The sequence below is a fragment of the Terriglobales bacterium genome (assembly GCA_035567895.1).
Classification (GTDB): domain Bacteria; phylum Acidobacteriota; class Terriglobia; order Terriglobales; family Acidobacteriaceae; genus Gp1-AA112.
Genome location: DATMPC010000058.1, coordinates 403,385 through 429,607 on the forward strand (window position 1 = coordinate 403,385; position 26,223 = coordinate 429,607).

The 26,223-nt window shown below is 54.9% G+C and carries 23 protein-coding genes; 14 read left to right on the forward strand and 9 right to left on the reverse strand.

The features are described from left to right. Window positions 1-8: 8 nt before the first annotated feature. Together VNX88_12720 and VNX88_12725 are read right to left on the reverse strand one after the other, a co-directional pair. A complete protein-coding gene (locus VNX88_12720) occupies window positions 9-374 on the reverse strand; it encodes a cupin domain-containing protein (GenBank protein ID HWY69524.1) in 366 nt (121 codons plus the stop codon). 60 nt (window positions 375-434) lie between these two features. After that, window positions 435-1,484, reverse strand: a complete 1,050-nt coding sequence (locus tag VNX88_12725) for an oxidoreductase (GenBank protein ID HWY69525.1) — start codon at window positions 1,482-1,484, stop codon at window positions 435-437. A gap of 115 nt (window positions 1,485-1,599) precedes the next feature. Here VNX88_12725 and VNX88_12730 point away from each other — a divergent pair, with 115 nt between their 5' ends. Then, window positions 1,600-1,800, forward strand: coding sequence for a hypothetical protein (locus tag VNX88_12730; GenBank protein HWY69526.1), 201 nt, complete (start codon window positions 1,600-1,602; stop codon window positions 1,798-1,800). A 26-nt stretch (window positions 1,801-1,826) separates the two neighbouring features. Here VNX88_12730 and VNX88_12735 read toward each other — a convergent pair whose 3' ends face one another. Together VNX88_12735 and VNX88_12740 are read right to left on the reverse strand one after the other, a co-directional pair. Further along, the gene (locus VNX88_12735; protein ID HWY69527.1) at window positions 1,827-2,183 is read right to left on the reverse strand and encodes a helix-turn-helix domain-containing protein; all 357 of its coding nucleotides are present in this window, start codon (window positions 2,181-2,183) and stop codon (window positions 1,827-1,829) included. 27 nt (window positions 2,184-2,210) lie between these two features. Then, window positions 2,211-2,702 (reverse strand): DUF6597 domain-containing transcriptional factor, encoded by a 492-nt coding sequence (locus VNX88_12740; GenBank protein ID HWY69528.1) that lies wholly within the window; start codon window positions 2,700-2,702, stop codon window positions 2,211-2,213. Between the two features lie 269 nt (window positions 2,703-2,971). On the opposite strand from VNX88_12740, the gene VNX88_12745 reads away from it, so the two are divergent. The 7 genes from VNX88_12745 to VNX88_12775 all read left to right on the forward strand — a co-directional run bounded on the left by VNX88_12745 (window position 2,972) and on the right by VNX88_12775 (window position 9,193). After that, window positions 2,972-3,424 carry an alkaline phosphatase family protein gene (locus tag VNX88_12745; GenBank protein HWY69529.1) on the forward strand — a complete coding sequence of 151 codons (453 nt, stop codon included), beginning with the start codon at window positions 2,972-2,974 and terminating at the stop codon, window positions 3,422-3,424. A 420-nt stretch (window positions 3,425-3,844) separates the two neighbouring features. Beyond that, entirely contained in the window at window positions 3,845-4,279 is a 435-nt protein-coding gene (locus VNX88_12750; GenBank protein HWY69530.1) for an HIT family protein, read from the forward strand. A 413-nt stretch (window positions 4,280-4,692) separates the two neighbouring features. Continuing rightward, a complete protein-coding gene (locus VNX88_12755) occupies window positions 4,693-5,574 on the forward strand; it encodes a phosphoribosylaminoimidazolesuccinocarboxamide synthase (protein ID HWY69531.1) in 882 nt (293 codons plus the stop codon). After that, window positions 5,571-6,143, forward strand: coding sequence for a CvpA family protein (locus VNX88_12760; protein HWY69532.1), 573 nt, complete (start codon window positions 5,571-5,573; stop codon window positions 6,141-6,143). Before VNX88_12755 ends, VNX88_12760 begins: the two co-directional genes overlap by 4 nt. Window positions 6,144-6,218: 75 nt before the next feature. Continuing rightward, complete coding sequence (locus VNX88_12765) at window positions 6,219-6,503, forward strand: helix-turn-helix domain-containing protein (protein HWY69533.1); 285 nt, start codon at window positions 6,219-6,221, stop codon at window positions 6,501-6,503. A gap of 4 nt (window positions 6,504-6,507) precedes the next feature. After that, window positions 6,508-7,332, forward strand: coding sequence for an HAD hydrolase-like protein (locus VNX88_12770; GenBank protein HWY69534.1), 825 nt, complete (start codon window positions 6,508-6,510; stop codon window positions 7,330-7,332). A 55-nt stretch (window positions 7,333-7,387) separates the two neighbouring features. Further along, entirely contained in the window at window positions 7,388-9,193 is a 1,806-nt protein-coding gene (locus VNX88_12775) for a hypothetical protein (GenBank protein ID HWY69535.1), read from the forward strand. Here the strand turns inward: VNX88_12775 and VNX88_12780 are convergent. Both VNX88_12780 and VNX88_12785 read right to left on the reverse strand, forming a co-directional pair. Beyond that, window positions 9,187-10,122 (reverse strand): thioredoxin domain-containing protein, encoded by a 936-nt coding sequence (locus VNX88_12780; GenBank protein ID HWY69536.1) that lies wholly within the window; start codon window positions 10,120-10,122, stop codon window positions 9,187-9,189. The two genes, VNX88_12775 and VNX88_12780, sit on opposite strands and share 7 nt — an antisense overlap. Window positions 10,123-10,162: 40 nt before the next feature. After that, the gene (locus tag VNX88_12785) at window positions 10,163-11,809 is read right to left on the reverse strand and encodes an NAD+ synthase (GenBank protein ID HWY69537.1); all 1,647 of its coding nucleotides are present in this window, start codon (window positions 11,807-11,809) and stop codon (window positions 10,163-10,165) included. 164 nt (window positions 11,810-11,973) lie between these two features. On the opposite strand from VNX88_12785, the gene VNX88_12790 reads away from it, so the two are divergent. Then, entirely contained in the window at window positions 11,974-13,518 is a 1,545-nt protein-coding gene (locus tag VNX88_12790) for an alpha-amylase family glycosyl hydrolase (protein HWY69538.1), read from the forward strand. A gap of 300 nt (window positions 13,519-13,818) precedes the next feature. Further along, the gene (locus VNX88_12795; protein ID HWY69539.1) at window positions 13,819-15,057 is read left to right on the forward strand and encodes a hypothetical protein; all 1,239 of its coding nucleotides are present in this window, start codon (window positions 13,819-13,821) and stop codon (window positions 15,055-15,057) included. 416 nt (window positions 15,058-15,473) lie between these two features. On the opposite strand, the gene VNX88_12800 is transcribed toward VNX88_12795, so the two are convergent. After that, window positions 15,474-16,322, reverse strand: coding sequence for a sugar phosphate isomerase/epimerase (locus tag VNX88_12800; protein ID HWY69540.1), 849 nt, complete (start codon window positions 16,320-16,322; stop codon window positions 15,474-15,476). A gap of 145 nt (window positions 16,323-16,467) precedes the next feature. Here VNX88_12800 and VNX88_12805 point away from each other — a divergent pair, with 145 nt between their 5' ends. Next, complete coding sequence (locus tag VNX88_12805; protein ID HWY69541.1) at window positions 16,468-17,880, forward strand: Gfo/Idh/MocA family oxidoreductase; 1,413 nt, start codon at window positions 16,468-16,470, stop codon at window positions 17,878-17,880. A 297-nt stretch (window positions 17,881-18,177) separates the two neighbouring features. After that, the gene (locus tag VNX88_12810) at window positions 18,178-19,017 is read left to right on the forward strand and encodes a sugar phosphate isomerase/epimerase family protein (GenBank protein HWY69542.1); all 840 of its coding nucleotides are present in this window, start codon (window positions 18,178-18,180) and stop codon (window positions 19,015-19,017) included. A gap of 253 nt (window positions 19,018-19,270) precedes the next feature. Here the strand turns inward: VNX88_12810 and VNX88_12815 are convergent, their stop codons facing one another. Further along, complete coding sequence (locus VNX88_12815) at window positions 19,271-20,494, reverse strand: hypothetical protein (GenBank protein HWY69543.1); 1,224 nt, start codon at window positions 20,492-20,494, stop codon at window positions 19,271-19,273. A 1,087-nt stretch (window positions 20,495-21,581) separates the two neighbouring features. Between VNX88_12815 and VNX88_12820 the strand changes: the two genes are divergently transcribed. After that, entirely contained in the window at window positions 21,582-23,261 is a 1,680-nt protein-coding gene (locus VNX88_12820; GenBank protein HWY69544.1) for a CTP synthase, read from the forward strand. A 149-nt stretch (window positions 23,262-23,410) separates the two neighbouring features. Beyond that, entirely contained in the window at window positions 23,411-24,238 is an 828-nt protein-coding gene (kdsA, locus tag VNX88_12825; GenBank protein ID HWY69545.1) for a 3-deoxy-8-phosphooctulonate synthase, read from the forward strand. 6 nt (window positions 24,239-24,244) lie between these two features. On the opposite strand, the gene VNX88_12830 is transcribed toward kdsA, so the two are convergent. Continuing rightward, the gene (locus tag VNX88_12830) at window positions 24,245-26,164 is read right to left on the reverse strand and encodes a CocE/NonD family hydrolase (protein HWY69546.1); all 1,920 of its coding nucleotides are present in this window, start codon (window positions 26,162-26,164) and stop codon (window positions 24,245-24,247) included. Between the last annotated feature and the right edge of the window lie 59 nt (window positions 26,165-26,223).

Consider the following 26,223-nt stretch of genomic DNA (forward strand, 5'->3'; position numbering starts at 1 on the left):
TCCTCGTACTATTTGCGACTCGCAGTGGTTCCGCGAAGATAGCTATCTGTCTTGTTGATCCAGTCCTGGCGCGGAGGATAAAAGACGTCGAGGTCCACCGTGTCTTCGACGGCTTCGGCTTTATGAGGAACGTTGGATGGGATGCAGAGGACTTCCCCGGCACGTACGATGATTTCTTTGCCTTCTATCCAGAACTTCAAAGCACCTTCCAGAATGTAAGTGACCTGTTCGTTCTCGTGACTGTGCTCGGGGACAACGCAACCCTTCTTCAAAAGAACCCGGGCAAGCATGACTTTGTCACCGGTAATCATTTGCCGGTGTAGGAGAGGGTTCAACTGCTCCAGTTCCACATCTTTCCAGGCGGTGTATTTCATAGGTTCAGACTATCAAGCCTTTCGTGAAAAAGTTGTTGGCAGCAAAAGTCGCGTGCTCCGTTAAAGACTCCGCCACTTGAGCGTGCATTGCTTGCGGTTACTCTCGCGAGCCAACTCGAGAGCATGCATTACATCGAGCATCTGCTCGTGAGTCACATCAATGCCAGCCGTGCCAAGGATCGCGTCGCGCACATTTGCATAGAAGAGACAGTAGTTGCCCGGCAGAGTCGGGATGGTTTCGGCAGTCACTGCTCCATCTTGTGAACCATACAACGTGCCCCACTTCTCCCTCGCTTCCCTACCCCAAGTATCATCGCGCGGAATCTCTCCGCGTTTCAAAGCTTCTTCCTGCGGATCGATTCCATGTTTTACGAATGCTGCCTTCTCTCCACGAAGCAAGAATCTCAGGTCCGGAGCTATAGCGATCATGCTGGCCCGAAGCAGCGCCCGCGCCCTGGGGTAGTGCAAGGTAACATCGAAAGCATCGTCCACCAGCGCGCCGTCGCGCTCGATGCGTATATCGGCAGTAATCGCGCTTGGTCGCCCAAACAGCACCATGGCCTGATCGATGAGGTGAACGCCAAGATCGAAGAACACTCCGCTTCCCGGCTCAACTTTCTCCCGCCATGCTCCCGGACGCATCTGCAGGCGATAGCGATCAAAATGTACTTCATAGAGAGCAATTCGTCCGAATCGTTGTGACTCCACGAGTTGCCGGATCGTGCGGAAGTCTCCATTGGAACGCAGATTCTGGTACACGGTTAGCAAACGGCGATGTTGTTTCGCCAATTCGATTAAATCTAATGCTTCTTCATACGTGGTAGTGAAAGGCTTGTCTACTACGACGTCCTTGCCGGCCAGCAGCGCTTGCTTCGCAAGCCCATAATGGGAAGCGTTCGGAGTAGCAATGACCACCAACCTGATCTCGTCGATGGCAAGGAGATCCTCGATGGACTTTACGATGGTCGCCTGCGGATAGAGAGCTGAGGCGTCACCTGCGCTGCGCTGGACAATAGCTCGGAGACGCAGCCCCGGCACCGCGGCGATGATCGGCGCATGAAACACCCGGCCGGCAAAGCCGAAACCGACTAGACCAATATCTATCGTCACCTGCTCCTCCTCAGAAACTCGGTTGCGCAAGACGAAGCATAATAGAATCAGTAACGCACCTGGACGCCAGAACTGTGCAAACTGCACGCATTAACCTGCATCAATTTGAGGGCGAATGGAAAGACGACAGCAGTCCCGTATCGACGACACCGAACTTCAGGAGTTCTTTCGTAACATCGAAGACGCCTTCTACCGCAAGTTTCAGCGGGAGATGCCCGGCGAAGCGCGGCGCTACTTGCACTTGGCAGAGGGAGTGATCCGCTCCGGGGAGCAGGAGCTCAGAAGCGAATCCTCACGAGACGGGCTACGCTCCTGATCTTCTAGCAGCGGATAGAGCCATGCCTATTCAATCAGCGGCACGTGATTGAGGTGCGCGGTCCGATGCTTCAGATAGGTTCCTGGACTGATTCCAGAGAATTCGCGGAAGTCGTGATTGAAATGCGCCTGGTCGAAGTAGCCTGCATCAAGCGCAACGTCGGCCCAATCGATTTCATTCCCATCCTTGCCATGAACAACGCGCAACACACTTTGAAACCGCTGGATGCGACAAAACAGTTTTGGCGCTAGGCCGATTTCATCGCTGAAGACCTGCACGAACCTTCGCCTGCTAATACCAATTCGGTCAGTCAACTCAGCGACAGTTCCTGAGAATTCGCCCGTGATGAATGCGAGAGCGGCATGCACTGCCGGGTGTCTCACAAATGGCTTCCGGGCCTGCTCCAGTAATCATCGCTCAAAGGTGAGAAATCTTTCTCTGGGAGTGGCGCCTTCGAGGATTCTGCCTCTGATGTCGGCTCCGCTGCTTCCCCACAGACATTCGAGGGAGAGATTCTGATCCAGCAACTCACTAGTCGGCGGCTTGAAAAACCGGGAGACGCCGCCCGGTCGAAAGTGAATCCCGATCAATGAAGCCTGACTGGCCGTATCAATTACTTCGTAGCGTGAACGCGGGCCGGCGAAGATCGATCCAGAAAGTTTTTCGAACAGTTCCGGGCGATCAGTATCGTAGATCCTGAGCTCATCTTCACGCAGGTTGATGACAACCTGCATGGAGCCATCCGGCATGATGCGTTCCTTCGCATGGGGCTGCGTGTAGCCCTCGTAGTACCAGAACAGCTCAACGAACTCCGAGAGCGGCGGCTTCGGAGCATATTTCAGGAAAAGCATCGACAAATAATACTGCGAAGCGACCACAGATTTCGCAGCTCTGGATGACACTCCCTGATTCCGCTGATTGAAACCCGCAACAAAGTTTCGCTCGCGATACCAACCCGGCAGCTGTCCGCAGCTTCTCTCTGGGGATGGAGAGGACTTTCAATGCTCATTGCACGGCAGTCGAACATCCAGGTGCTGATGTGGCCGTTGTACTGCGCTGTGCTGCTTCTCACTTCATGCGGCGGCACTGGCGCTAGCTCGACCGCGACTTTGCCCAGCCCGACTCCGCAACCAGTTCCCAGCCAGCCGGCTGCACAGCAGAGTTTGTCGCGATGGTCGTGGAAGAGAACCACTCCTACGAACAGGTGATCGGCAATTCGTCCATGCCGTATCTGAATAGCCTGGCGCAACAGGGAGCGTTGGCCACGCAGTATTACGCAGACACGCATCCTTCCATCGGAAACTATTTCGCATTGACAACGGGAGCTGTACAGACCAACGACAACAACTTTCCCGGCCCATTATCCGCAGATAATCTCGCGCGTGAATTAGCTGCTTCAGAAAAAACGTGGAGGGTGTATGCGGAGGATCTTCCCTCGGCAGGATACTTGGGAACCACGGTCGGCAATTACGAGAAACATCACAATCCCTTCGCTTACTTCAGCGACGTTGTGAATGATGCCAGCCAGGGCAGCAAAAATTGTTCCCCTTACACAGTTCACGACCGACGTGAGTTCTGGCGCGCTCTCCGATTTCGTCTTCGTATTACCGAACACCATCAATGATGGGCATTCGTGTTCGACGGGAACAGTCTGCAGCGACAGCGACCTCTTAGGCCGTGCCGATCAATGGCTTAAGGCGAATCTCAGTCCTCTGCTCGCTACATCTCGATTTCAATCCAGTGGCTTGCTTCTGATTACGTTTGACGAGTCCAACATCGCCAATATCCGCAACGGCGGCGGGCGGGTGCCTCTGATTGCGTTCGGTCCAAAAGCTAAGGCAGGCGTACAGTCAGCGGTCTTCCACAAACACGAGAACACTCTGAAGACGGTGTGCATAGTCTTAGGTGTGGCTAGTTGCCCAGGTACTGCGGCCTCCATGAGCGCCGAGGATGATCTCGTTCAGCACTGAGCAACCTCCCCTATCGGAGCATTGAGTAGCCCCGAAGAACGAAGGCTGATCGTCTAAGCTATTCCCACCAAACAATGCCAGCTTGTCTTTTCTGCCAGATAGTTAGTAGAGCGATTCCCGCGGCGATCGTCTTTGAAGATCAACTAACACTTGCCTTCCTCGATCACCGGCCTCTCTTTCCCGGTCACTGCCTTCTGATTCCGAAGGAACACATAGAAACGTTGAACGAAGTCTCCGCCCCTCTTCTGGACCGGCTCTCCGCAAATGCACGCTTGCTGGCGATCGGGATGGAAAAGGGCTTGGGAGCGCAAGGCGCATTTGTCGCAATCAATAACCGCGTCAGCCAGAGCGTGCCTCATCTTCACATACACGTGGTTCCACGAACCAAGGGAGACGGACTGAAAGGCTTCTTCTGGCCGCGTCAAAAGTATCGGGACGCTGAACACCTCGAAGAGACACGTGTATCGCTTGCTCGCGTGATGCAGGACCTGATGCTAAATAAGGCATGAAGCTTTTTCTGTCGGACATGCTGACTGCTACAACTCTCTCGAGCACCGCCTGAAAGTCTCTGGAAGAATTCACAGCTCTTCGGTGTCCAATAGGGAGGAAGAATTTTCGTTCCGGTATTTTAAGTCCTGTTGAATCTGTGGAAGCTTTGACCGACGTTTCGTGCATCCAAAGCAAACACACAGCCACTTTTCTTCAAGCGAAACTGCAACATCTTCTTGCAGACTCTCTAAAAGAAAAGTTGTGGTGCGATTTTTTTTCTTGAAGCATTGATTTTTTTTCTTCTACCTGATTCATTCACGGCTGATGCTCACGAAGTCAACCTCACATGCGTTGACAAAACTTCTGTGAGGGTTAGAATACGAATGCTTCCTTACACTTCTTGAGTAGAAATACCCGACCCTTGAGCTCTCTGTTGACCCAATCCGACCTATCTGCGTTGACGCTGCACGGCAGGGGTAAAGTTAGGGATATTTATGAGGCAGGAGACGATCTGCTCTTCCTTGCCTCTGACCGGATTTCAGCGTTCGATCATATCCTGGCAACGGAGATTCCCGATAAGGGAAAGGTGCTCACTCAGCTTTCTCTTTTTTGGTTCGATCATCTGCGGGATGTCGTTTCGAATCATGTAATCACGGCGAGCGTTGAAGAATATCCAGAGCCGTTACGATATTTCCAGGATCAATTGCGCGGCCGCTCGATGCTGGTACGACGAGCGAAGATGTTTCCCGTGGAGTGTGTGGTCAGAGGGTATCTTTCTGGGTCAGGATGGAAGGACTACAGGCAAAGCCAGTCTGTTTGCGGAATTCGCCTTCCTGCCGGGCTCCGCGAATCAGATCGTTTGCCGGAGCCGATCTTCACGCCAGCCACTAAGTCCAACACCGGGCACGATATCAACATCCCGTTCGGTGAAATGGTGCGGCTGCTAGGCAGCAGCACCGCCGAGACACTCCGGGAACTCTCTCTGCGTATCTACGGACTCGCCGTTGAGCATGCCATGAATCGCGGAATTATCGTCGCAGACACAAAGTTTGAATTTGGCACGGTGAACGGTGAGATTGTGCTTGCCGATGAGGTACTTACTCCGGATTCCTCTCGCTTCTGGCCGGCCGAGAGCTACCGTCCGGGTGGACCACAATCCTCTTACGACAAGCAGTTTGTTCGTGACTATCTGGAATCCATTCATTGGGACAAGAACCCGCCTGCTCCCTCGTTGCCGGAAGACGTAGTTCGGAAAACGCGGGAGAAATATATCCAGGCATATCGTCAACTTTCGGGAAAGGAACTCGAACTGTGACGATCTTTGACTGGGGAATCATCGGTATCGTTGTGATTTCAGTCTTGTTGTCTGCGGCACAGGGATTCTTCTACGAGATCTTCTCACTGGCCGGAGTCGTTCTCGGTTACTTGAGCGCGATTTGGGGATACCATCGCCTCTCGGCTGTGTATCGCCCTTATGTAAACGCAACGCAGTATGCAGATATTGCCGCTTTCCTCACCATTTTTTTCGCCGTGCTGATTCTTGCCGGCATCATCGGACGCATTGCCCGGTGGATGATGAAGGAAGTCGGCTTGAGTTCAATCGATCGTCTTCTAGGAGGAGCCTTCGGGCTCGTCCGAGGCGTCGCTATCGTCACAGTCGGTGTGCTGGCCATTGCGGCATTCTCTCCTGACAATCAGGCGCTGGCCCGTTCCAGTATGGGAGGCTACTTTCTCGTGGCCGCCCGCACTGCAACCTGGGTTGCGCCTTACGAGTTGCGGGCTCGCGTGCGTTCAGGCGCGCAAGCCATCAGCAACTTGCAGGCGAATGCGGATTTACGCGCCGACTCGGAGAAGAAGACCTCTCCGGCAGGAACAGTTAAGTAGTCTTCGCCCTTCATATCCTGCGGCCCTGGGTGGCTGTGCGTGTTGACTCGATTTCTGTGTGATTTTGGAGGCTCTGTGAAGAACCAGCTTGAGGCGCTCGTTGCACAAATGCACGAGTCCGGCATTCTCTATTCGGAAGCAGTTCGCGAATTCAAAAAGCGCTTCATCATGAATGTGCTCGATCGCAATCATGGAAACCAGAGCAAAGCTGCTCGCGAACTTGGAATGCATCGCAATACTCTGAGCCGGACTATCTCAGAGCTCAACCTCGATCTCGGCGAGTTGCGTAACAGCGCTCGGCGCCCGCCCCGTAGTGCCCGCCTCGAACCTGAGCTTCTGGAGAAGAAAGCTGTACGATGATTGAATGAAGCTGCGCGACACCGCCAGCAAAACAATCAGCGACCAGGGGCCGCGCGACCGCGGAGGGCTAGCTGCGCCTTCCGCGTTGAAGACCGGATGGGTAAGCGCTGAAAGCACGGGCGCGTCCTCGGCATCTTTCACATACATTCAGCAGGGATTCGACTGGACAGCGTACGACTGCTATCTATTCGACATTGATGGCACACTGCTGAACAGCCGGGACGCCGTTCACTACCATGCGTTTCATCGCGCTGTGGCGACGGTGTTCGAACTCGAATTCCGACTCGACGGTGTTCCCGTTCACGGCAATACCGATGTCGGGATATTGCGTGCTTACCTCGAGCAAGCCGACGTGCCCGAAAGCGAGTGGCGTTCCCGTTTACCCCAAGCTCTGGAACTCATGAGCGCAGAGGTGGAGCGAAACGCCAAGGCTTTGAGCCCCGAAGTCTGTCCCGGCATTCCTGACCTTCTCCAGAGCTTGGCTGACCAGGGCAAGTTGCTCGGTGTCGCATCGGGCAATTTGGAACGAGTTGGATGGGCAAAGTTGGAGGCGTGCGGACTGCGTCGCTACTTCGCCTTTGGAGCCTTCTCTGGCACGCTGGAGAAGCGAGACGACGTCATCGCCGACGGAATCAGGCAAGCCCGTGATCTCCGCGGTGTACACACTACAGTTTGCGTTGTTGGCGACACGCCGGCAGACATTCGCTCGGCACACGTGAATAGTGTTCCTGCGATTGCTGTCGCTACAGGGATTTATAAGTTCGACGAGCTGGCGGCTTGCAAACCTGAAATGTGTATCCCCTGTTGTGAGGACCTTCTCAGAGTCTGACCGCAAGATTTCGCCAGAGGCTCGTTCTATTCCAGAGTTCGACTAGAATCTCACGATGCGGATCGTCCTGTCTCTGATTACCGGATTCTGCCTGCTCGGATCGGCGATCGCCGACACTGGCCTGAGCAAACAGGAAAGGCGCAATCGGAACAAGGCAGAAAAGCAATATCTGGCAGCGATGGAGTCCTTTCGTGCGGGGAACCTTGTTAACGGACGAACGCTCTTAGACGAGTCCTTGCGGCTGGATCCGCGCAATCCAGGCGCCCTGACTGCGCGAGAGCTTCTACGGCAGCAGGAGATCCAGCAGAGGACCTTGGAAGCTAATCAGCAGTTGGCAGCGAATCAGCGCGAACAGGCTATCGACGGCTTCCGGAAGGCCCTTGCCCTCGACTCGAGCAATACGGCTGCGCAAGAAGGGCTGCGCTCGGCGTTGGCAGAGCGCGAGGCAGCCGTCGGCAACGAGCCAAGAATTCGCTATCGTGATGCCGACGACATCCGCCTTCAGCCCTCAGAGGCCAAGCAGGACTTCCACTTCAAAGGGGACAGCCGGGGGCTATTACAGCGTCTGTGGAGCGCTTACAACATTCGCCCTCTGATCGATAACTCGGTCGTCAGCAAACAACTCAGATTTGATCTTGACGGAGCCGATTTCGCCACAGCGACCGAGATTGCCTCCAAGATCACAAAGACCTTCTATGTGCCGATGTCTTCCACGCAGGCATTGATCGTGGCCGACACGCCGGAAAATCGCAGAACTTTCGAACGGCTTGCCTTGCGAACGTTCTACGTCAGTGATGCCTCTTCCCCGGCGGACATCAACGAAGTTGTAACTCTGCTCCGAACCGTCTTCGACTTTCGCTTCGTTACGCCAGCCGCAAGCTCGAACCAAGTCACGGTACGCGCACCGGCAACCATGCTGGATGCTGCGAGCCGAATTCTCAATGACTTATTTTCGGGCAAACCTCAAGTAATGCTTGAGGTCAATATTTTCCAGGTTGAGCAGACGCTGGCTCGCGACTTGGGCTTGGGAGTACCAACTCAATTCACGTTGTTTAACGTCAATACCGAAGCTCGAAATCTGCTGAACTCAGCCAATCAAGATCTGATCAATCAGCTCATCTCATCGGGCGCGATCAATCAGGCGAATAGCTCGTCAGTGGCAGCACTGCTGGCCGGCTTAGCAGCGGGACAGAGTTCGATCCTGAACCAGCCGATAGTAACGTTTGGCGGCGGAATAACCAGAAGCGGAGTGATCATTCCTGGTACGACCATCCATGCGTCCTTGAATGAGTCATCATTCAAATCGCTTGAGCACGTCATGCTACGAGCGGCGCAAGGAGATCCTGCAACCGTTAGGAACGGAACACGCTATCCCATCCTCAACGCCAGCTTTGCTCCAATTTTCAACACGCCAGCGATTAGCCAGGTACTCGGGAATCAGAGCTTCCAGGCGCCGTTCCCATCCTTCAGCTATGAAGATCTTGGACTGACTCTCAAGGCCACTCCGACGATCCATGGAACAAGCGACGTGTCCTTGAAAGTGGAATTTCAATTACGAGGATTGGGAGCAACGCAGCTAAATGGTGTTCCGGTGATCACAAATCGCGAATACAACGGAACGATCGGCATTCCGTTAGGAGAGACGGCCGTCCTCGCAGGAATGGTGTCACAAACCGAGCAACTCACTTTGCAAGGGATTGCAGGCATCGCGAAATTGCCGATCCTGGGCGCTGCTACGTCAGTACACAACAAGCAGACCGATGACGCCCAACTACTCGTTACGATACGTCCGCACCTGGTGCGTGAGGCAATCCACGATGCGGAGGCAGGAACTGCATTTGTTCCTGCTCCCGCTCAGTGAGCTTCGGCGACTTTCTTCGCGTTCTCCTGCGCTTCGAAATCCACCATCTGCTTGAGGATTTCGATCGGGGTGTCATTCACGTTTTCGATCTTACGTCCATTTAGGAAGAGCGTAGGGGTTGCGTTGACCCCTACGGCCGCGCCGAGTTGGTATTGCTGGTTCACACGGACTTTGGTGTCTGCCGCGTCGGCACAGGTTGCCGTTGCTGCTGGATCTGCTCCGGCATCGGTCGCGATAGCATTCAGTCGCTCAGCAGCGTTTTGATCATTAATGTTTTCCTGCTGGTCAAAGACCTGCTGAGCAAACTTCCAAAATTGATCCTGATTCTTGCGAGCAATGCAGTCCGCGTAGCCTGCAGCACGATCGGCCCATTTGTGAATGTTGGAGAGCGGAAAATTCTGGAATACGAGGCGAGCATTGGCGGACTGGCTCACTAACTGCTCCACTTTCGGCCACGCTCGCTTGCAATGCGGGCACTGAAAATCGCTGAATTCCACGATTTCAACCGGGGCGTCTGGAGCACCCTTCACCGGACCCTTTGCCTCATCAGCCAACTTTCGCCGTGCGGGTTCAAAGGGATCGGTTCCGAAGGGAATGATCTGGCCGATAAATGCATGTTGCAGATCGCCCGCTACATAGAAGGGTGTTCGCTGCTGCACAGGTTCGCCGAAGGTTATGATGACCTCCGTGACTCCCGGAACTTCCGAAGGCTTTACGCTCTCAATCTTCCACTTCACCATCGGATCGTAGCCAAACATGTGATGCATGAAGCCGTTGAGCTCTTCCATGCTCGGCTGCTTTCCGATCGGAGCTGGAGCCGATTTCGTCGTCGCCGAAGAAGCAGGCTTCTTAGCAGGAGTAGAGGCCGTCTGCGTGAGCGCGATGCTGGTGGACAAAATAGCTAGCATGAAGGCAAAGATTTTCTTCAAAGTATTTCCTCAATGTGAAGTTCACAATCAGTAGCCGCAGTTAGCACTGAACCTCATACTTTGCGGCGATAGGAAAACGGCGGCCGAGCCCGAATGCTTTCTGACTGATTTTCAGGACCGGGGCTGCCTGTTGGCGTTTGTACTCGGTCCGCTCGATCATTCGAATCACGGAACTGACGAGCTTACAGTCGTATCCGCGCTCGATAGAGATCTGCTCAGCGGTCTTATAGTTCTCAACGTAGTCTTCGAGAATGCAATCCAGCACGTCATAGGGTGGGAGCGAATCCTGATCTGTCTGGTTGGGCCGAAGCTCTGCAGAAGGAACCTTTTTGATCGTTGGCAGTGGAATCACCGGAGAGATCCTGTTTCGGTATTCACTCAAACGATAGACCATCGTCTTTGGAACGTCCGCAATCACCGCCAGGCCTCCGCACATATCGCCGTACAGAGTGCAGTAGCCAACTGCCATTTCCGACTTATTGCCGGTGGTGAGCACAAGGGCTCCGAACTTATTCGACAGCGCCATCAAGGTAGAGCCCCTCAGACGCGACTGCAGGTTCTCCTCCGTAAAGTCCTCCGGAAGATTGCGAAACGTTGCTGAAAGCGCTTTACGGAATTCCTCGAACACCGGCGAAATTGGGATTACGTCGTACCGAATTCCCAGGTTCTTGGCGAGTTCCTTCGCATCGTCCTTGCTGCCTTGCGACGAATAGGGACCCGGCATAGAGACTCCCATGACATTCTCTTTGCCCAAGGCGTCTACTGCGATTGCCGCCGTCAAGGCGCTATCAATGCCTCCACTCAGACCGATGATTACCTTTTTGAAACCGCATTTACGAACGTAATCCCTGGTGCCTAGTACCAGAGCAGCGTAGGCTTCGGCCTCGGTATCCGCCGGCTGCTCATGCACATCGCCTTGCAGCGTTTCGGTATCGAATAACACTAAATCTTCTTCGAACGACTTCGCCTGAGCCAAAACACGACCGTCGGGACCAATCACAATGCTCGATCCATCGAAGATCAGACTGTCATTCCCTCCAACCTGATTGCACATGACGACAGGCACTCGGAAGTCGGCAGCAATGGCTTGCAGCATCTTCTTGCGGATTTCACGCTTGTGCGTTGTGAACGGCGAGGCAGAGATATTTAACACCAGGTTCCCGCCGGCTCGCACTAATTGTTCTACGGGATCGATGCTGTAGAGGCGCTTTTGCCAAAAGTGCTTGTCATTCCACGCGTCTTCGCAAATGGTGAGCGCCAGTCTCGAGCCGTTCAGGCTAACAACCTCCTGCTTGCGCGCGGGTGCGAAGTAGCGGTCTTCGTCGAAGACGTCATAGGTGGGCAGCAGCATCTTCGATTGCATGAATTCCACCCGCCCATTGCGTACGAGGGCAGCGGAATTCATCACCGATTTTCCGGTCTCGCTTTGTGCCGGCGTAACCAAGCCACAGATAACGGCAATGCCATCGGTTTCGTTCGCGATTCGCTCGAGCGTCTCCGCGTTCTGCGTAACAAACGAAGGCTTTTCTACCAAGTCCCGCGGCGGGTATCCGCAGATCGCCAACTCGGGAAACAGTATGAGATCAGCTCCCTGTGCCTTAGCTCTGTGGCTGTATTCGATGATCTTGGCGGCATTGCCGCAGAAATCTCCTACCGTGGGATTGATTTGGCCGAGAGCAATCTTCATTTTCTTAAGTGTAAGACGCTGAGGAAGATGATGTCATCTTCCTGTGCCAGATCGCCTCGCGCTTGGGACGTACCGGGAAATTTGATCAAGCATCGTTTGACCCGGTATTGGTCGAGGTTCTACACTCCGCTGTTCCTCCAAACATCGGAACGCGAGAACCTCGCTTGGCGCAACTGGACAGACTTACCGCAACAGTTCCTGCCGAAGTGGGCGCAGACACACTGCCACCGCTTAGACTTCATCCCCAGCTCTACGAGATCAGTACACTTCCCTGGCTTGTGAGGCTGGGCAAACAGCTCGGACGGCCGATAAGCATCTCCGACGTTCCTCACGCCGAGTGGGAGCGGCTTCGAAGACTTGGATTCGATCTCGTTTACCTGATGGGGGTCTGGAAGCACAGCCCCGAGGGCCGCAGGCTCTCTCGAAGTCAGACTTCCCTATTCAAGCGATATGACGAGTCTCTGCCCGGCTGGACTCTGAACGACGTGCCCGGCTCCCCTTTTTCCATCCAGGCTTATGAACCCGACCCGTCGATCGGCACTTGGGACGACTTCGACATGCTCCATCGCCAGCTACACGAGCTCGGCATGCGGCTCATCCTAGACGTAATTCCCAATCACACCGGGCCAGACCATCACTGGATACGTGAGCATCCCGAGTACTATATCCGCGGCTCGCTGGCGCAATACCGTGCGAACCCGGGCAATTTCTTTATTGCTGAAAATAACGCAGGCGGCGGCGAAGTAATTGCCTACGGTCGAGATCCCTACTTCGCCCCGTGGACGGATACCGCCCAACTCAACTACTTCAATCCCTCCCTGCGTAAGGCAATGATCGACCAGATTCGCCGTATCGCCGAAATCTGCGACGGTGCACGATGCGACATGGCCATGCTGATTTTGAATGACCATTTTCATCAGACCTGGGAGTCCGTGCTGGGATCAGCCCCTGCGCCTGGCGAGGAATTCTGGCAAGAGGCCACGCGGGCCTTAGGCGATTTTGTTTGGATAGCAGAAGCCTACAGCGACTCGGAGTGGGCGCTTCAACAACTCGGATTCAATTTCACCTACGACAAGCGGCTCTACGATCGACTACGCGATGGTTTCGTGCGCGACGTGTATCTGCATCTGAAAGCTGACGCGGAGTTCCAGCGTCGCTCGGTGCGTTTTCTCGAAAATCACGACGAGCCACGAGCTGCGAGCGTCTTCGGAAAATCTCGACTACCAGCTGTTGCCGTCTTGGCCTCCACTGTGCCAGGCATGCACTTCTTCAATGATGGCCAGTTTGAAGGCTTCCAGAAACAGCTCGTCGTTCAGCTCTCACGTGCGCAAGAAGAGAGTCCCGACCCGGAGATTCAGCGAATCTACGAGAAAATTCTTACGATAGCCGACTCTCCAGAGTTCCATAGTGGCACCTGGAAGCTGCTTGAACCCAAAGACTCAGGAGATCGCACCAATTCCGATCTCATCGCGTATATGTGGAGTGAGGCTTCCGGACAAAAACTTGTGGTTGTGAATCTGGGAGCCGGTAACTCTACCGGTCGAATTTATTTTACCGACGATCTGCTTTCGGGAAGTGGCCTGCATTTCGACGACTTGCTCAACGATCGCAGCTACGAACGGCAGACTGCCGATCTGAAGCGTTGGGGACTGTTTATCAAGTTAGCGGGATTTGGCGCTCACATCTTCGATGTGAAACGCATCGCGTAAGGTAGAGACGCAGCATGCTGGGTTGTTCGCCCACCAGCATCACCTCTGCTCCTGGGCTTCCTTCTCCGAACACTGCCTGGGTCGCTCGCTTCCAGAGGTCGCATCCTTTGCAGTGTTGCACTGCTTCGCGCAAGGTGGTGAGGGTTCTGCGATCAGGCAGGAAGTCGGCAGCAGAGATGGCAAGCTGTCGGCATGACGTGAGTATTGGATGCCTGAGGCCCAACGGGCGGCAACCCTCTCACGCGCGGCAATTTATAATTGCGATTCAGCACTGAATATCAGTTTCTCTGAGGAGAAAAATTGAGACGTTTCCTTAGTCTCGCTGCCCTGGCCGCGAGCTTTCTTCTTTTTGTGTGGACTCAGTCAGGATGTGGAGGAAGCAGTAATGCTCCGCCCAGCGGTCTTGATACACGCGTCTTCATAGCTATTCAGAATTCGAACATATCAAGCCTGCCAATCGCTAATGCGACGAAGGACCAGCTGACTACCAGCGTCGTCTCGGGAGTCGGCAGCGGACCCTCGTTGTTGATTCCAGGCGCAAACAATACAACTCTCGTTTTCGGTTCGGGAAGCGGCAGCGTTTCCATCATTGACAACCTGAAGGAAGCCCCGGCAACGAGTGTGACTACGGGATGCCCAAACGGAGCAACCTTCTGCCCGCCGACCCTGCCCGCGCCCACCGAGAGTATGGCTGCCTCTTCAGATGGAAAGTTCGCTTATGCGGCCCTTCCGACCGCCAGCCAGGTTTCGGTCCTGGCGTTGACTGCGGGCCCGCCCATCACCGTAACGAATATTCCGGCTACTCCCGCAAACTGCGCGGCCACCAGCAACTGCCTGCCCGGCGCGCACCGAATCGTGCTCTCGCACAACAATACCAAGCTGCTGGTATTCAATGAGGGCTTGAATCAGTTCGAGATCATCAACACCGCTGACAGTTCTGTGAAGACGGTCACCGGCGCCGGGCTCGATCATCCGAGTTATGCCGTTTTCTCTGCGGACGACAGCAAGGCCTACATCCTCAACTGCGGCTCAGAGTGCGGAGGTACACAGGCCAGCGTATCCGTGCTCGATACTTCTGCACTAACGATAGGCCAGACAGTGATTGTCGATGCCGCAACCATAGGGACCAGTGACGCGAATAACCTATACGTCGCCGGGACAGGGCCGAATGGCGGCAGTGCGACAGTGCTTCCCCTCTCGTCTCTCACACCAGGAAAGCCAATCAGCATCGGAAACGGATTCCACCAGGTGATCTCGCTGTTTCAGAACAAGGTCATCGTTGGCGCGCGCACCTGCTCTACAGGCTGTATGTCAATCGTCGATCCTGCCGCAGGGACGGCTGTTGTGGATTCACCGAAGGGCGACGTTACAAGCATCACTCCGATCACACCAAGGAAGGTTGTCTACTCCACCGAAGGCGGCGAAGTACGCATTTACGATGTGACTACCGGCCAGGAGCTGCTGAATAACAACACCCAGCTCATTGACGTGGTGGGAAACGCAACAAGCGTCCTATACGTTGGGCCGAAGGTGCAATGACGAATTCCTGCTGGTGAGACTGTGGCACAGCCGCCCTCGGCTGTGGCTCTGCGCTTCTCGTGCCGCGCTTGGCGGCACGAGCCGAATTGAGCCCGGCAGGAACTGCAGGGAACTGTTTCGAATCGAGCCCCGGTCAGGGGCGACACCCCGAAAATGTTTCGCCCCTCCAGGGCTCATAATCAACCCTCGCTTCCCGGCACACTTGGCGCCGGGCTTATGTCCCACTATGCCGCGGGACGCGGCATGAGTTCCCGCACAGTTTTGGCAAGATCAGCGAACTATCCTCCGCGGCAACATCACAGCCGATAGTTTTCTTGTTTCGCACAGGCGGCCTCATGCTTGCTGGGGGCGGAACCACAGCCGAGGGTGGCTGTACCACTGAGCTCCATACAAGGACGTTGCTTGCCGTGTTTGCCTCACATACTTTGCAGCGCCCCTCGCATGAAGCCCAGCGATTCGGCCGCGCCAGGAAGCGGGTCCTTCGGTTCAATCTCATACTCCAGTTGAACCTCTCCTGTGTAGCCCGAACGCACTAGCTCGCGCAGCACAGGAATAATCGGCATCACACCTGTTCCAACCGGCACTCCTTTCGCGTCGACGTGGTCAGACTCCAGATCCTTGAAGTGCATGCTGTACAGCCGATCGTTCGTTTTCTTAATGTCCGAAACCAGGTCTTCGTGCATGCGGAAAGTGTGGCCGATATCCATGCACACACCAATTTTTCGATCGAGGCCTTTAATCGCGTCATACACCTCGAGCGGTGACGGGAAGCGCTTATCGTTGGGCCCATGGTTGTGGATGGCTGCTTTGAGGTCATAACTCCTAATCACCTTTTCCAGAGTGTGGAGTTGTTCGCGGGTGACTCCCACTACCGCGATAGAGGCTCCCAGGTCGCGAACATAGTCGAATGCCTGGCGCATATCGGCCTCGGCGTCTTTCAAATAAATGACGCCACAGCTCGTGATCGTTAGTCCTAGATCTGCGGCCTGTTGCCGAAGCTGCTTGCGTTGTTCGGGAGTCGAGCTCAAAGGCAAATGAACTTCTTTCAACGACAAATAGTGGACGCCTAGCCGCTTGGTGTCCTGCAAGGCTTCTGCGGCCGGGAAAGAGCGTAGCGAATACGAGCAGACGCCTACGCGTAGACCATGAAATTGCTTGTCATCGTTTGCGCTCGATTCCTCAGCGAACGAAACCAGTGGACGAATCGCGCTGCACGCCGCCCCCAAAGCCGCGGCTTTCATTACAGAACGACGAGTGAAGAGCATGAGTTCCTCCGTTGAAATAACCTCAAGCCAATCGCGTGACAGCTTAATCGACTGGGCACCACTTTTCGTACAATGCAATGCCACTTCGCTTGCGGCAGTTATACTATGCGGCTTGCAGTCTTGATTCCAAGAGAGGGCCACCACTATGACAATCGATCGCCGTGATTTTCTTAAGACCACCGGGAAGGCAATCACCGTAGGAGCAGCAACGCTCGCTCTCGGCGGACGGGTGCTCGGTGCAAATGATCGCGTTCGCGTTGCGATTTGCGGATTGCGTGGCCGCGGCAACGATCACCTCCATGGGTTTTCGCATGTGCCCGGAACCGAGATCGCTGCGTTCTGCGACATCGACCAGAGTGTACTGGCCCAACGCGTGGGCGACATGCAGAAACTGGGTCTTGCCAAGCCCAAGACCTACGTCGACATCCGCAAGCTGCTTGAAGACAAAGACATCGATGCCATCTCCATCGCCACGCCCAATCACTGGCACTCGCTTATGGGCATATGGGCGTGCCAGGCTGGCAAGGATGTGTACGTAGAGAAGCCTTGTTCTCACAACTCGTTTGAAGGCCGTCAATTGGTGAATGCGGTAAAGAAATACAACCGCATCTGCCAGCACGGGAGTCAGTCACGCTCAAATCCAGGCATGATCGATGCAATACAGAAAGTCCAAAACGGGACAATAGGCGACGTCTATCTTGGACGGGCACTTTGTTACAAGTGGCGCCAGGCGATAGGGCATGCCACTCCTGAAGCGGTTCCTGCCGGCGTGGATTACGACTTGTGGACCGGCCCTGCTCCAATGAAGCCATTTACCCGCAATCGCTTTCACTACAACTGGCATTGGATCTGGGACACCGGCAACGGCGAGGTTGGCAACCAGGCAATTCACGAGATCGACATTGCACGCTGGGGCCTCGGCGTACGCTTCCCTGTTCAGGTCTCAGCCATGGGCGGCCACTTCATGTTCGACGACGACCAGGAAACACCCAACGTGATGAACGCGACCTTTTACTTCGAGGATGCCAACAAGAAACGCAAGATGATGGAGGTCGAAGTCCGCCACTGGATCACCAACCACGAGGCGGAGATCGGCTCCGGCGCCTACGGGAGCGCTGCCGTGCCCGCCGCAGGCCTTTCCGGCGGCGCAAACAAGAAATCAGCCGAGAAGCAGTCGCTGGGGCCGAAAGAGGCGAAGACCAACACCATCGGCAACATCTTCTACGGATCGAACGGATATCTTGGCATCGACGGTTACGATGCTTACAAGACCTGGCTCACCAATCAGGCCGAACCTGGGCCCTCCGGCAAAGCCACTGGTGATCATTTCGCGAACTTTATCGATTGCATTCGCAGTCGTCGCGCCGAGGATATTCACTCGCCAATCGAAGAGGCTCACATTTCGACCACGTTGGTCCATCTCGCCAACGCGTCATATCGTTTAGGGCGCACTCTGCAGTTCGATCCGGAGCAAGAGCAGGTCGTAGGAGATGAGGAGGCCACCCGAATGCTGCGCGGTACATATCGCGCGCCATACGTTGTGCCGGACCAGGTGTAAGGAATTGTCATCTGTTGCTGTACCGACTAGCTGTTAGGAAGGGGCATCGGCTTTGGTCCGTCGCCAAGAATGTAACTTGTCATCCTGAGGCCAGGGGTTGGCCGAAGGATCTCCCGCGATGATTCGAACATGTATGCGGTATCCCGGCTCTTTGGCGAGAATCCTCGTGAAAGAGCCAGAATGCAGCAATCAAGCTTGAGTCATTCCGGGAGATCCTTCGGCCGACCCCCGCCCTCAGGATGACAGTTTGCAATGGGCGTAAAGCTGATCCTGTTCGGGAGAAGCCGAACCTTATCTATGATCACGAGACGAGCACTCCTCGCTTCACTCGCCATTTCGCCCTTCCTGGCGGCTTTCAAATCAGTTGGAAACATCAAGATCGGTGTTTGCACTCGCGATAGCGCGAACGCAGTGAAGTACGGCTTCGACTACATTGAGCCAGCGGCCGCGGAGATTGCTGCCATGAGTGAAGCTGAATTTCGCGACTATTCTGACGAAGTACTCACTTTGCCCATCGGATGTCGTGCGTTTAATGGTCTCATCCGCCGCCCCGATCTGAAGGTCGTTGGCAATGAAGTCTCCCTTTCTGCGCTACGAGATTATCTAGTGCCCTGCATGGCAAGGTGTAAACATCTCGGTGCTTCCATCGCTGTGTGGGGCAGCGCCGGATCGCGCAATGTTCCGGAAGGATTCTCGCGGCGTCGTGCCAACGAACAGATTGCCGAGTTTCTTCGCATGGCGGGCGACATCGCCGGCCAACATGAGCTTGTGATCGCAATCGAGCCGCTACGCCATCAAGAGGGCAATATTCTGAACACAGGCGCCGAGGCTCTGGAAATGGTGCGGTCGGTAAAGCATCCCAACGTGCGCATGATTATTGACTATTACCATCTCCGCGAGGAGAACGAGGATCCGAAGATTCTCGAGGCTGCGCAACGGGAGATCGTACACCTGCACTTCGCGAATCCCCATGGACGAGTCTGGCCCCACGATCTCGCCGAAGACGATCACTACGCCGAGTTCTTCCGCTATTTGAAGAAAACTGGGTATTCGGGCGGTATCTCGATCGAAGGCAAGGGAACGTTCGAGAATGATGCCGCTGCCAGTCGCGCCTTCTTTCGTGCCGCGATAAATTGAGAGTCCGCACTTTTGAACTCCCTTAAGGGGCTCCCTAGTACGTTCGGAATTGGCCCGGCTCTACTGGTACCATTAGGGCCGCGTTGAGGGCTGATCTATATCAGCCAGCAGATCCCCCAGTCCGCATCCGCTTCAATGGAACATTAACAGCCAAGCGGCGGCCCTGGGGGATGACAGTGTCGATATGGTTCGACGGCGGAGGCGAATCAGGCGAGGCGTCTACAGTTACTCTGAAGGGCTGTAGAAATCATGTTCATGATCCAGCGGCGTAAACCACACGGTTCGACATCTGATTCCTGAGGCCAGCCTTGCCAACAGCTTTCACGTATACAGAATACGAACCAGCCGCAAAGTGGTAGGACGATAAATCGAGTGTGTGTGTCCCGGCCTGCATCTCCGAGAGCGGCATCAGTTGCTCGCCATCGATGGAAATAAAGGGAGCGTAATGGTCGATGGTGTTCTCATTTCCCGCCACTGCCCATGTGACCTGGTTCCCTGAAATTGATGCGGACACCGCGACGCAATTGTCGATACCGCTTTCGATCTCCGTCGCTTCTTCGTAGTCGTTCCAGGTTACCAGCTGCAACGATTCGAGCTGGTTTGCTGCGGAATGGTACTTCCCGATTTCGGAAAACGTAGAAAGCCAGGTCTGCCCGCAGTTTTGATCGATGATTCGGTTCGAGGACCAGCCGGCCTGCGTGTCGTTAAAACCCTTGTATGTGGCGCCGAAAGCATGGCTGGGTAAGTGTGCGACTCCGGTGGCATAGAAATTGTCGAGATACGATTGGCTCCAATCATTCGTGTTACCGTCGATGATCACCCAGGAGATGCTGCCGCCGCTCTGCGAGTGGGTGAAACCCCCGGAATTCTGGAATATGAACAGAGGATTCCCCGGCACGTTGGCCGCGATCCGCGTCCAGTCAAGTGTGCCGAAGCGATCAGGATCGAAGAAGAAAACCGCAGGACGACCATCGATCTTCATGTAGGCCGGGGAAGTCTCGAAATTGTTGTAGGCATAGGTCAGATCCGTGATCATCTGCCCGGTCAAATCGCAGCCGGCGGTTGCGTTGCACTTGTTCAGAGCACCCCCATCCTCCATGATCGCGAACACGAAATCCCCGTTGCGACTTTCCGCTTCAGCCTTCAACGCAAAGGCGGTCGCGTTGGGCATCGCGTTGTTCTGACCGTACCAGTCTTCAATGAACCCCGAGATCCCACGGCTTAGGGCATCGCTTACTTGTCGGCTCACCTGAGCTGGATCGCTCGACGTGTATCCCACATCCATGTGGCTCGACTGACCGAACCACGCCATGAAGTGAGCGTAGATCTTGGTAGTCGCTCCCGGATAGAGCAGCGTTCGGGTATCTGCTTTACTGACGTTCGACAAACCTGCATTGCCGTTCGTCTGAGCCCCGAAAGTTATCGCCGCGCTCGTATTGCTCGCAGTCTCAGCGGTCAGCGTGGAGGTGGGGTTCACGGGTGTTGGCGTAGGGGTTGGGGTTGGTGTTGGAGTAGGTGTTGGAGTAGGTGTTGGAGTAGGTGTTGGTGTTGGAGTAGGGGTAGGTGTTGGTGTTGGAGTAGGGGTCGGTGTTGGTGTTGGAGTGGGAGTAGGGGTCGGTGTTGGTGTTGGAGTGGGAGTAGGTGTTGGATTGGGAGTTGGAGTCGGAGTCGTGGCTCCACTGCTAGTCGTGGCCGCCGCCGGGGTCGACTTAAAACTCGAAGCCGTACCGCCACCGCATCCGGTTATCAGCGCCACTGAAAATAGAAGGCATGAACAAAAACAAATAAGTGAAATACGCTTCAAGTCTCGCCTCCGGAAGAGAAGCGAGGTTATCGATTCCAGCTACTTCACTCACTTGGGTTGAACTTCTAGAGCGCGGAGAAAGGAGTCGTAGAGAAGAACTAAGGTGCTTAGGCGTTTAACCGTAAGCTAAACTTCTTCAATGAGATAGATCGAGGATTAGGACTACGCTTCACGCCTTAGTACCTGCCTTCGAGTAGATTGCAATGCTTTCTTCTGTCGCTCGACCTTCAGTTTTTCGCTCCGGCCTGCGGCAGCGAACAGCAGGTTCCCCAACGATTCTTTGGGCACAATTGAAGTGTCGATGTCGCAATAGGAACTCAAAATGCTGTTACCTCCCGGATTTTCGTGGTACCACGATAGTGTGGGCGATCAAACGGAATTTAATTCCTGGCATCAAGGAGCCTGGAAGATAGAGGTGAAGAGCACGACGCGTGCAAGACGAATTCCCTGCTGCTTCCCTGCTAATTCCCTGGGGAATTACGAATCGCCTGTATTCGTGCGGCTCTCGCGAACGGAAATTTTCTTGCGGGAATTAATTCCCTGCTATTTTCCCTGAGCAGGGAATTTGTCACTTACGTCCGGGCAGCGGACCTGAAATTCACAATTCCTTCACAGGTCAACTTCTGCCATAATTGGTCGTGCACCCCTATGCGGTTCAATCCGGCCCTGCCTGGAAAGGCATGGGGCGGAGCCTCCGAGCCGCAAAATCCCGGCATCTCCTGCCGGAAGCGTTTTCCAAACACATTGAGGCGAGGAGCGAATGGCAAAGTACATCTTTGTGACCGGTGGAGTTGTGTCGTCCTTGGGCAAAGGGTTGGCCGCGGCGTCGATTGGATGTTTACTCGAGAGCCGCGGCTTGAAGGTCAGCCTGCAGAAATTCGACCCTTACCTCAACGTCGATCCCGGTACGATGTCTCCCTTTCAGCACGGCGAGGTCTTCGTCACGGATGATGGCGCAGAGACTGACCTCGATCTCGGACACTACGAGCGCTATACCCACGCCAAACTCAGCCGCGATAACAACCTCACGACCGGCAGGATCTACGAGCAAATCATCACCAAGGAACGTCGTGGCGACTATCTCGGGAAGACTGTGCAAGTCATTCCCCACGTCACTAACGAGATCAAGGCGGCGATGAAGAAGGTCTCGCAGGATGTGGATGTGTCACTAGTCGAGATCGGTGGCACAGTTGGCGACATCGAATCGCTCCCATTCATCGAAGCCATTCGCCAAATGCGTCAGGAACTGGGACGCGAAAACACCATTTTCGTGCATGTCACTCTCGTTCCCTGGATCGCTGCTGCGGGCGAGTTAAAGACGAAGCCGACACAGCACTCCGTCAAGGAACTCCTTAGCATCGGAATTCAGCCGGACATTCTGTTGTGCCGAACCGACCGCTTCCTCTCAAAAGACATTAAGAGCAAGATCGCTCTCTTCTGCAATGTGGAAGAAGAGGCCGTTATCACGGCGAAAGACGTAGCCTCCATCTACGAAGTTCCGCTTGTATTCGCGCATGAGGAAGTCGATACGTTAGCCCTCAAGTATCTCCACTTGGAAGCTCCCCAGCGCAATCTTCAGGCTTGGGAGAACTTGGTCCATCGTGTCTATAACCCCAAGGATGAAATTTCGATTGCAATCGTCGGTAAATACGTTGAATACGAGGATTCCTACAAATCACTCAAGGAAGCGCTTACTCATGGCGCCGTCGGGCAGAGTCTAAAACTGAGCGTCACATGGGTAGAAGCCGAAGGACTTGAGAGTCGCGACCCTGAGGATCGTTCCTACGAGGCGCAGCTCGAAGGCTACGATGGCATTTTGGTTCCGGGCGGCTTCGGCAAGCGCGGGATTGCGGGCATGTTGAACGCGATTCGCTACGCGCGTGAGAAGCGTATCCCCTACTTCGGCATCTGCCTGGGAATGCAGACGGCTTGCATCGAGTTCGCACGCAATGTCTGCGGTCTCCACGATGCAGACTCGAGCGAATTCGACCCAAGCACGCCCCACAGAATCATCTACAAACTGCGCGAACTTAAAGGTATCGATGAACTCGGTGGCACTATGCGTCTAGGTGCCTGGGAGTGCAAGCTGGAGCCGGATTCCATTGCCGCACGCGCATACGGAAAAACTGAAATCAGCGAGCGTCATCGCCACCGCTATGAATTCAATCGCGAATATGAGGCGCTGTTGACCGGCGGTGGACTCAGCATAACCGGATCGACTCCCGATGGAACATATGTAGAGATCGTCGAAATTCCGGGCCATCCTTACTTCCTGGGCTGCCAATTCCATCCGGAATTCAAATCAAAACCGCTCGAGCCACATCCTCTCTTTCGTGAATTCATCAAGGCTTCGTATGAGAACCGCCTCAAGCAGCGGACTGAGCGAAGTGAAGTGGAAGAAGAGCTGTTCCTGCGTCCTGAGAAGCTGGGTCTACGATAGAGTGGAAACGGCGAACACGAAGGTCACAAAGGAACTTCCAAGGTCACGGAGATTTATTTTCTGAGATTCTTCTCCGGGTTCTTTGTGACCTCAATCTGTGGCCTTCGTGACCTTCGTGTTCGCCTTTCCAGTCTGTTAATCTCCGCTAAGTGGAATTCGAAATCGGAAATGTGCACGTAGGCTCCGGCGAACTTTTCCTAATCGCCGGACCGTGCGTTATCGAAAGCGAAGCTCATGCTCTCAAGATGGCAGAGGCAATCATCGCAATTACACGCGAGATGCGTGTGCCCTATATCTTCAAGGCCTCCTACGACAAGGCAAATCGCACATCTCTGAGGAGCTTTCGTGGGCCGGGTCTTAAGGAAGGCGCGCGCATTCTTCGTAGAGTTGCGGAGACGTATCGTGTGCCTGTGCTGACCGACATTCATGAGCCGGAGCATGCCGAGCCTGTCGCGGAGGCTGTTGATGTTCTGCAGATTCCGGCTTTCCTATGCCGTCAGACCGATTTACTCGTCGCTGCCGCGAAGACCGGACGCGCCATCAATGTAAAAAAAGGACAGTTCGTAGCACCCTGGGACATGCGGCACGCGGTCGAAAAAATTCATGAGAGCGGCAACGATCGCGTCTTTCTCACCGAACGTGGTTCAAGTTTTGGCTACAACAATCTTGTCGTGGACATGCGCTCGCTTACGATCATGCGAAAGATTGCGCCAGTGGTCTTCGATGCCACTCACTCCGTTCAACTCCCGAGCGCCGGAGCGAGCGAGAACGGAAAACCACAGCAAAGTGGCGGCCAGCCGGAGTTCATCCCGATTCTCTCGCGAGCGGCCGTTGCTGTCGGCGTCGATGGGATATTCATGGAAGTCCACGACAATCCCTCACAGGCAAAATCCGATGGAGCAAACGCGCTCCCGCTCTCGAAACTGCGGGAAACATTGGACCAACTGTTGGCAGTACACCGAGCTACTCACCTTTAATCGAGCTTACTTCCCTGCTGGAACGACAGGCAGCAGAATGTGTGTCGGATGTTGGGCGTCGTGATAGATGGTGTTGGTCGCAATCGCCCAGCGACGGTTGTCGTTCAGCGGCTCTCCAGTGTTGGGATTGACGTCGAAGCGAGGGAAATTACTGCTCGAGATATCCACGCGAATACGATGACCCTTCTTAAAAACCAGCGAAGTTGGGTACATCTCGATGGTGAACGGATACGCCTCGCCAGGTTTCATCATCTCTGCGTGTTCCAGTGAGCTGCGATACCGCCCGCGCACGATGCTGTCGCCTACGTTCAGATCTACCCCATCGGAAAAGTCTTTGTTCGGAGGATAGACGTCGATCAGCTTGGCCGTGAAGTCCGTATCCGGAGCGCTCGACGAACCCCACAGCTTGACGATTAGCCTGCCAGTTACCTCAACGTCCTCAGCCAGCGGTTCAGTTTGAAAGACCAGAACATCATTGCGCGCCGAGAGCGGGCGTGTATCGTCGCAGGTCCAGATCGACACTCGACATCGCTGATCGTAAGCGCCTTGTTCCATCAGGTTTTCTGAATCTCCAGGACGCTCGATCGTGTTGTGCCTCGATGGAGGAGCGTTATGCGATGAAATGTTGCCGCCCAGCGTTGGCACTGGATGGTGCGGATCAAACTCGAACGAGGTGGGCGATTCGGCTGCCGGCTTTTGCGTAGACAACAGTCCGTTGCTATGGACGTAGTAAGGAGTACTGACCGCACGCGTCAGGGGCCATTCGCGCTCCTCGCGCCAGTGCCCACCGACAAATATCCTGCCTTCTACCGTCTTGTGGGCATCACCGCCTCCCATCACGAAGATGCGTACCGGCGGCTCGCGATCTACTCCGTTGTCGATTCCTTTCAGCCAGTGATCGAACCAGCGTTGCTCGAAGGCAAGAAAATCAATCGCTGCTTCGGGACCGAACTCGGCTTCGCCGGCATAGCTGCGCGTGCGGCCTCCGTGAGTCCAAGGTCCCATGATTAGCCGCTGCAAGCTTTTCTTGTTCTTCGTCAACGTGACGAAGTTCATGTTCGCAACCTGTGTGCCCCATGAGTCGTACCAGCCGCCGAGGTGGTACACGGGAATGTCCTTGTAGTCGGCAACGTGTGCGATTACATCGACGCCCTCGTCCTTCCAAAATTTGTCGTAGTCGCCGTGCGCCATTGCCTGCGTGAGCCAGTTTTCGTAATCAGGCGCAAGCTTCAGCGCTGTGGTTCCGGGCCGTAGGGGCAGTCCCTTTGCATACTCGCGAACCTGCTCTCCGAGATGCAGCAGTGCCTGCTGCGTCCCAGGATCACGCGCTGCATCGCTTCCCTGTGGTCCTCCAATGTTGAAGATCCAGTTCACCCAACGCATTTCGAAGGCGCCATTGTGGCGTACTCCGTAGACTCCGTAATCCGACATGGCGTCGGCCGGAATCATCGTGGTGAGATAAGGCGGATTCGACAGCGCAAGCGCGTGCTGCGTGCCCCCGGGATAGGACGTACCAACCGTTCCAATCTTGCCATTCGACCACGACTGCTCGCCAATCCACTTGACCGTGTCATAGCCATCGCGACCGTCATCGCGATAGGGCCACCAGTGCCCTTCCGAACTGTAGCGTCCGCGAATGTCCTGAGCGACGCCGACGTAGCCACGCGGCACGAAGTACTTCGCCCAAGGCTCACTCGTCTTCTTGCCGTAAGGCGTGCGCTCCAGGATTACCGGGAATTTCCCTTCGACGGCCTTGCCGTTCTGCGCCGGGCGATAGATATCGCAGGAGAGCTTCACACCGTCGCGCATGGTAATGATCACATCGTGATCAGCCACGATTTCATATTGCGGTTGCGAAGATGTTTGAGCAAGAACTACCGGAGTGAGACAAAGAAGAATTGTGACCTGCAGGCGCGTCCGTAGCATGGAGCTAACCTTATACAGAACATTTCCAGGAAAGCACAACGGAAGATGTCTCAAAAACC

Bases quoted from the DNA above. Each gene is read 5' to 3' on its own strand.
- VNX88_12720 (HWY69524.1), bottom strand. From the start codon at position 374: ATGAAATACACCGCCTGGAAAGATGTGGAACTGGAGCAGTTGAACCCT.
- VNX88_12730 (HWY69526.1), top strand. From the start codon at position 1,600: ATGGAAAGACGACAGCAGTCCCGTATCGACGACACCGAACTTCAGGAG.
- VNX88_12745 (HWY69529.1), top strand. From the start codon at position 2,972: ATGGTCGTGGAAGAGAACCACTCCTACGAACAGGTGATCGGCAATTCG.
- VNX88_12750 (HWY69530.1), top strand. From the start codon at position 3,845: ATGCCAGCTTGTCTTTTCTGCCAGATAGTTAGTAGAGCGATTCCCGCG.
- VNX88_12770 (HWY69534.1), top strand. From the start codon at position 6,508: ATGAAGCTGCGCGACACCGCCAGCAAAACAATCAGCGACCAGGGGCCG.
- VNX88_12775 (HWY69535.1), top strand. From the start codon at position 7,388: ATGCGGATCGTCCTGTCTCTGATTACCGGATTCTGCCTGCTCGGATCG.
- VNX88_12785 (HWY69537.1), bottom strand. From the start codon at position 11,809: ATGAAGATTGCTCTCGGCCAAATCAATCCCACGGTAGGAGATTTCTGC.
- VNX88_12800 (HWY69540.1), bottom strand. From the start codon at position 16,322: ATGCTCTTCACTCGTCGTTCTGTAATGAAAGCCGCGGCTTTGGGGGCG.
- VNX88_12805 (HWY69541.1), top strand. From the start codon at position 16,468: ATGACAATCGATCGCCGTGATTTTCTTAAGACCACCGGGAAGGCAATC.
- VNX88_12810 (HWY69542.1), top strand. From the start codon at position 18,178: ATGATCACGAGACGAGCACTCCTCGCTTCACTCGCCATTTCGCCCTTC.
- VNX88_12820 (HWY69544.1), top strand. From the start codon at position 21,582: ATGGCAAAGTACATCTTTGTGACCGGTGGAGTTGTGTCGTCCTTGGGC.
- VNX88_12830 (HWY69546.1), bottom strand. From the start codon at position 26,164: ATGCTACGGACGCGCCTGCAGGTCACAATTCTTCTTTGTCTCACTCCG.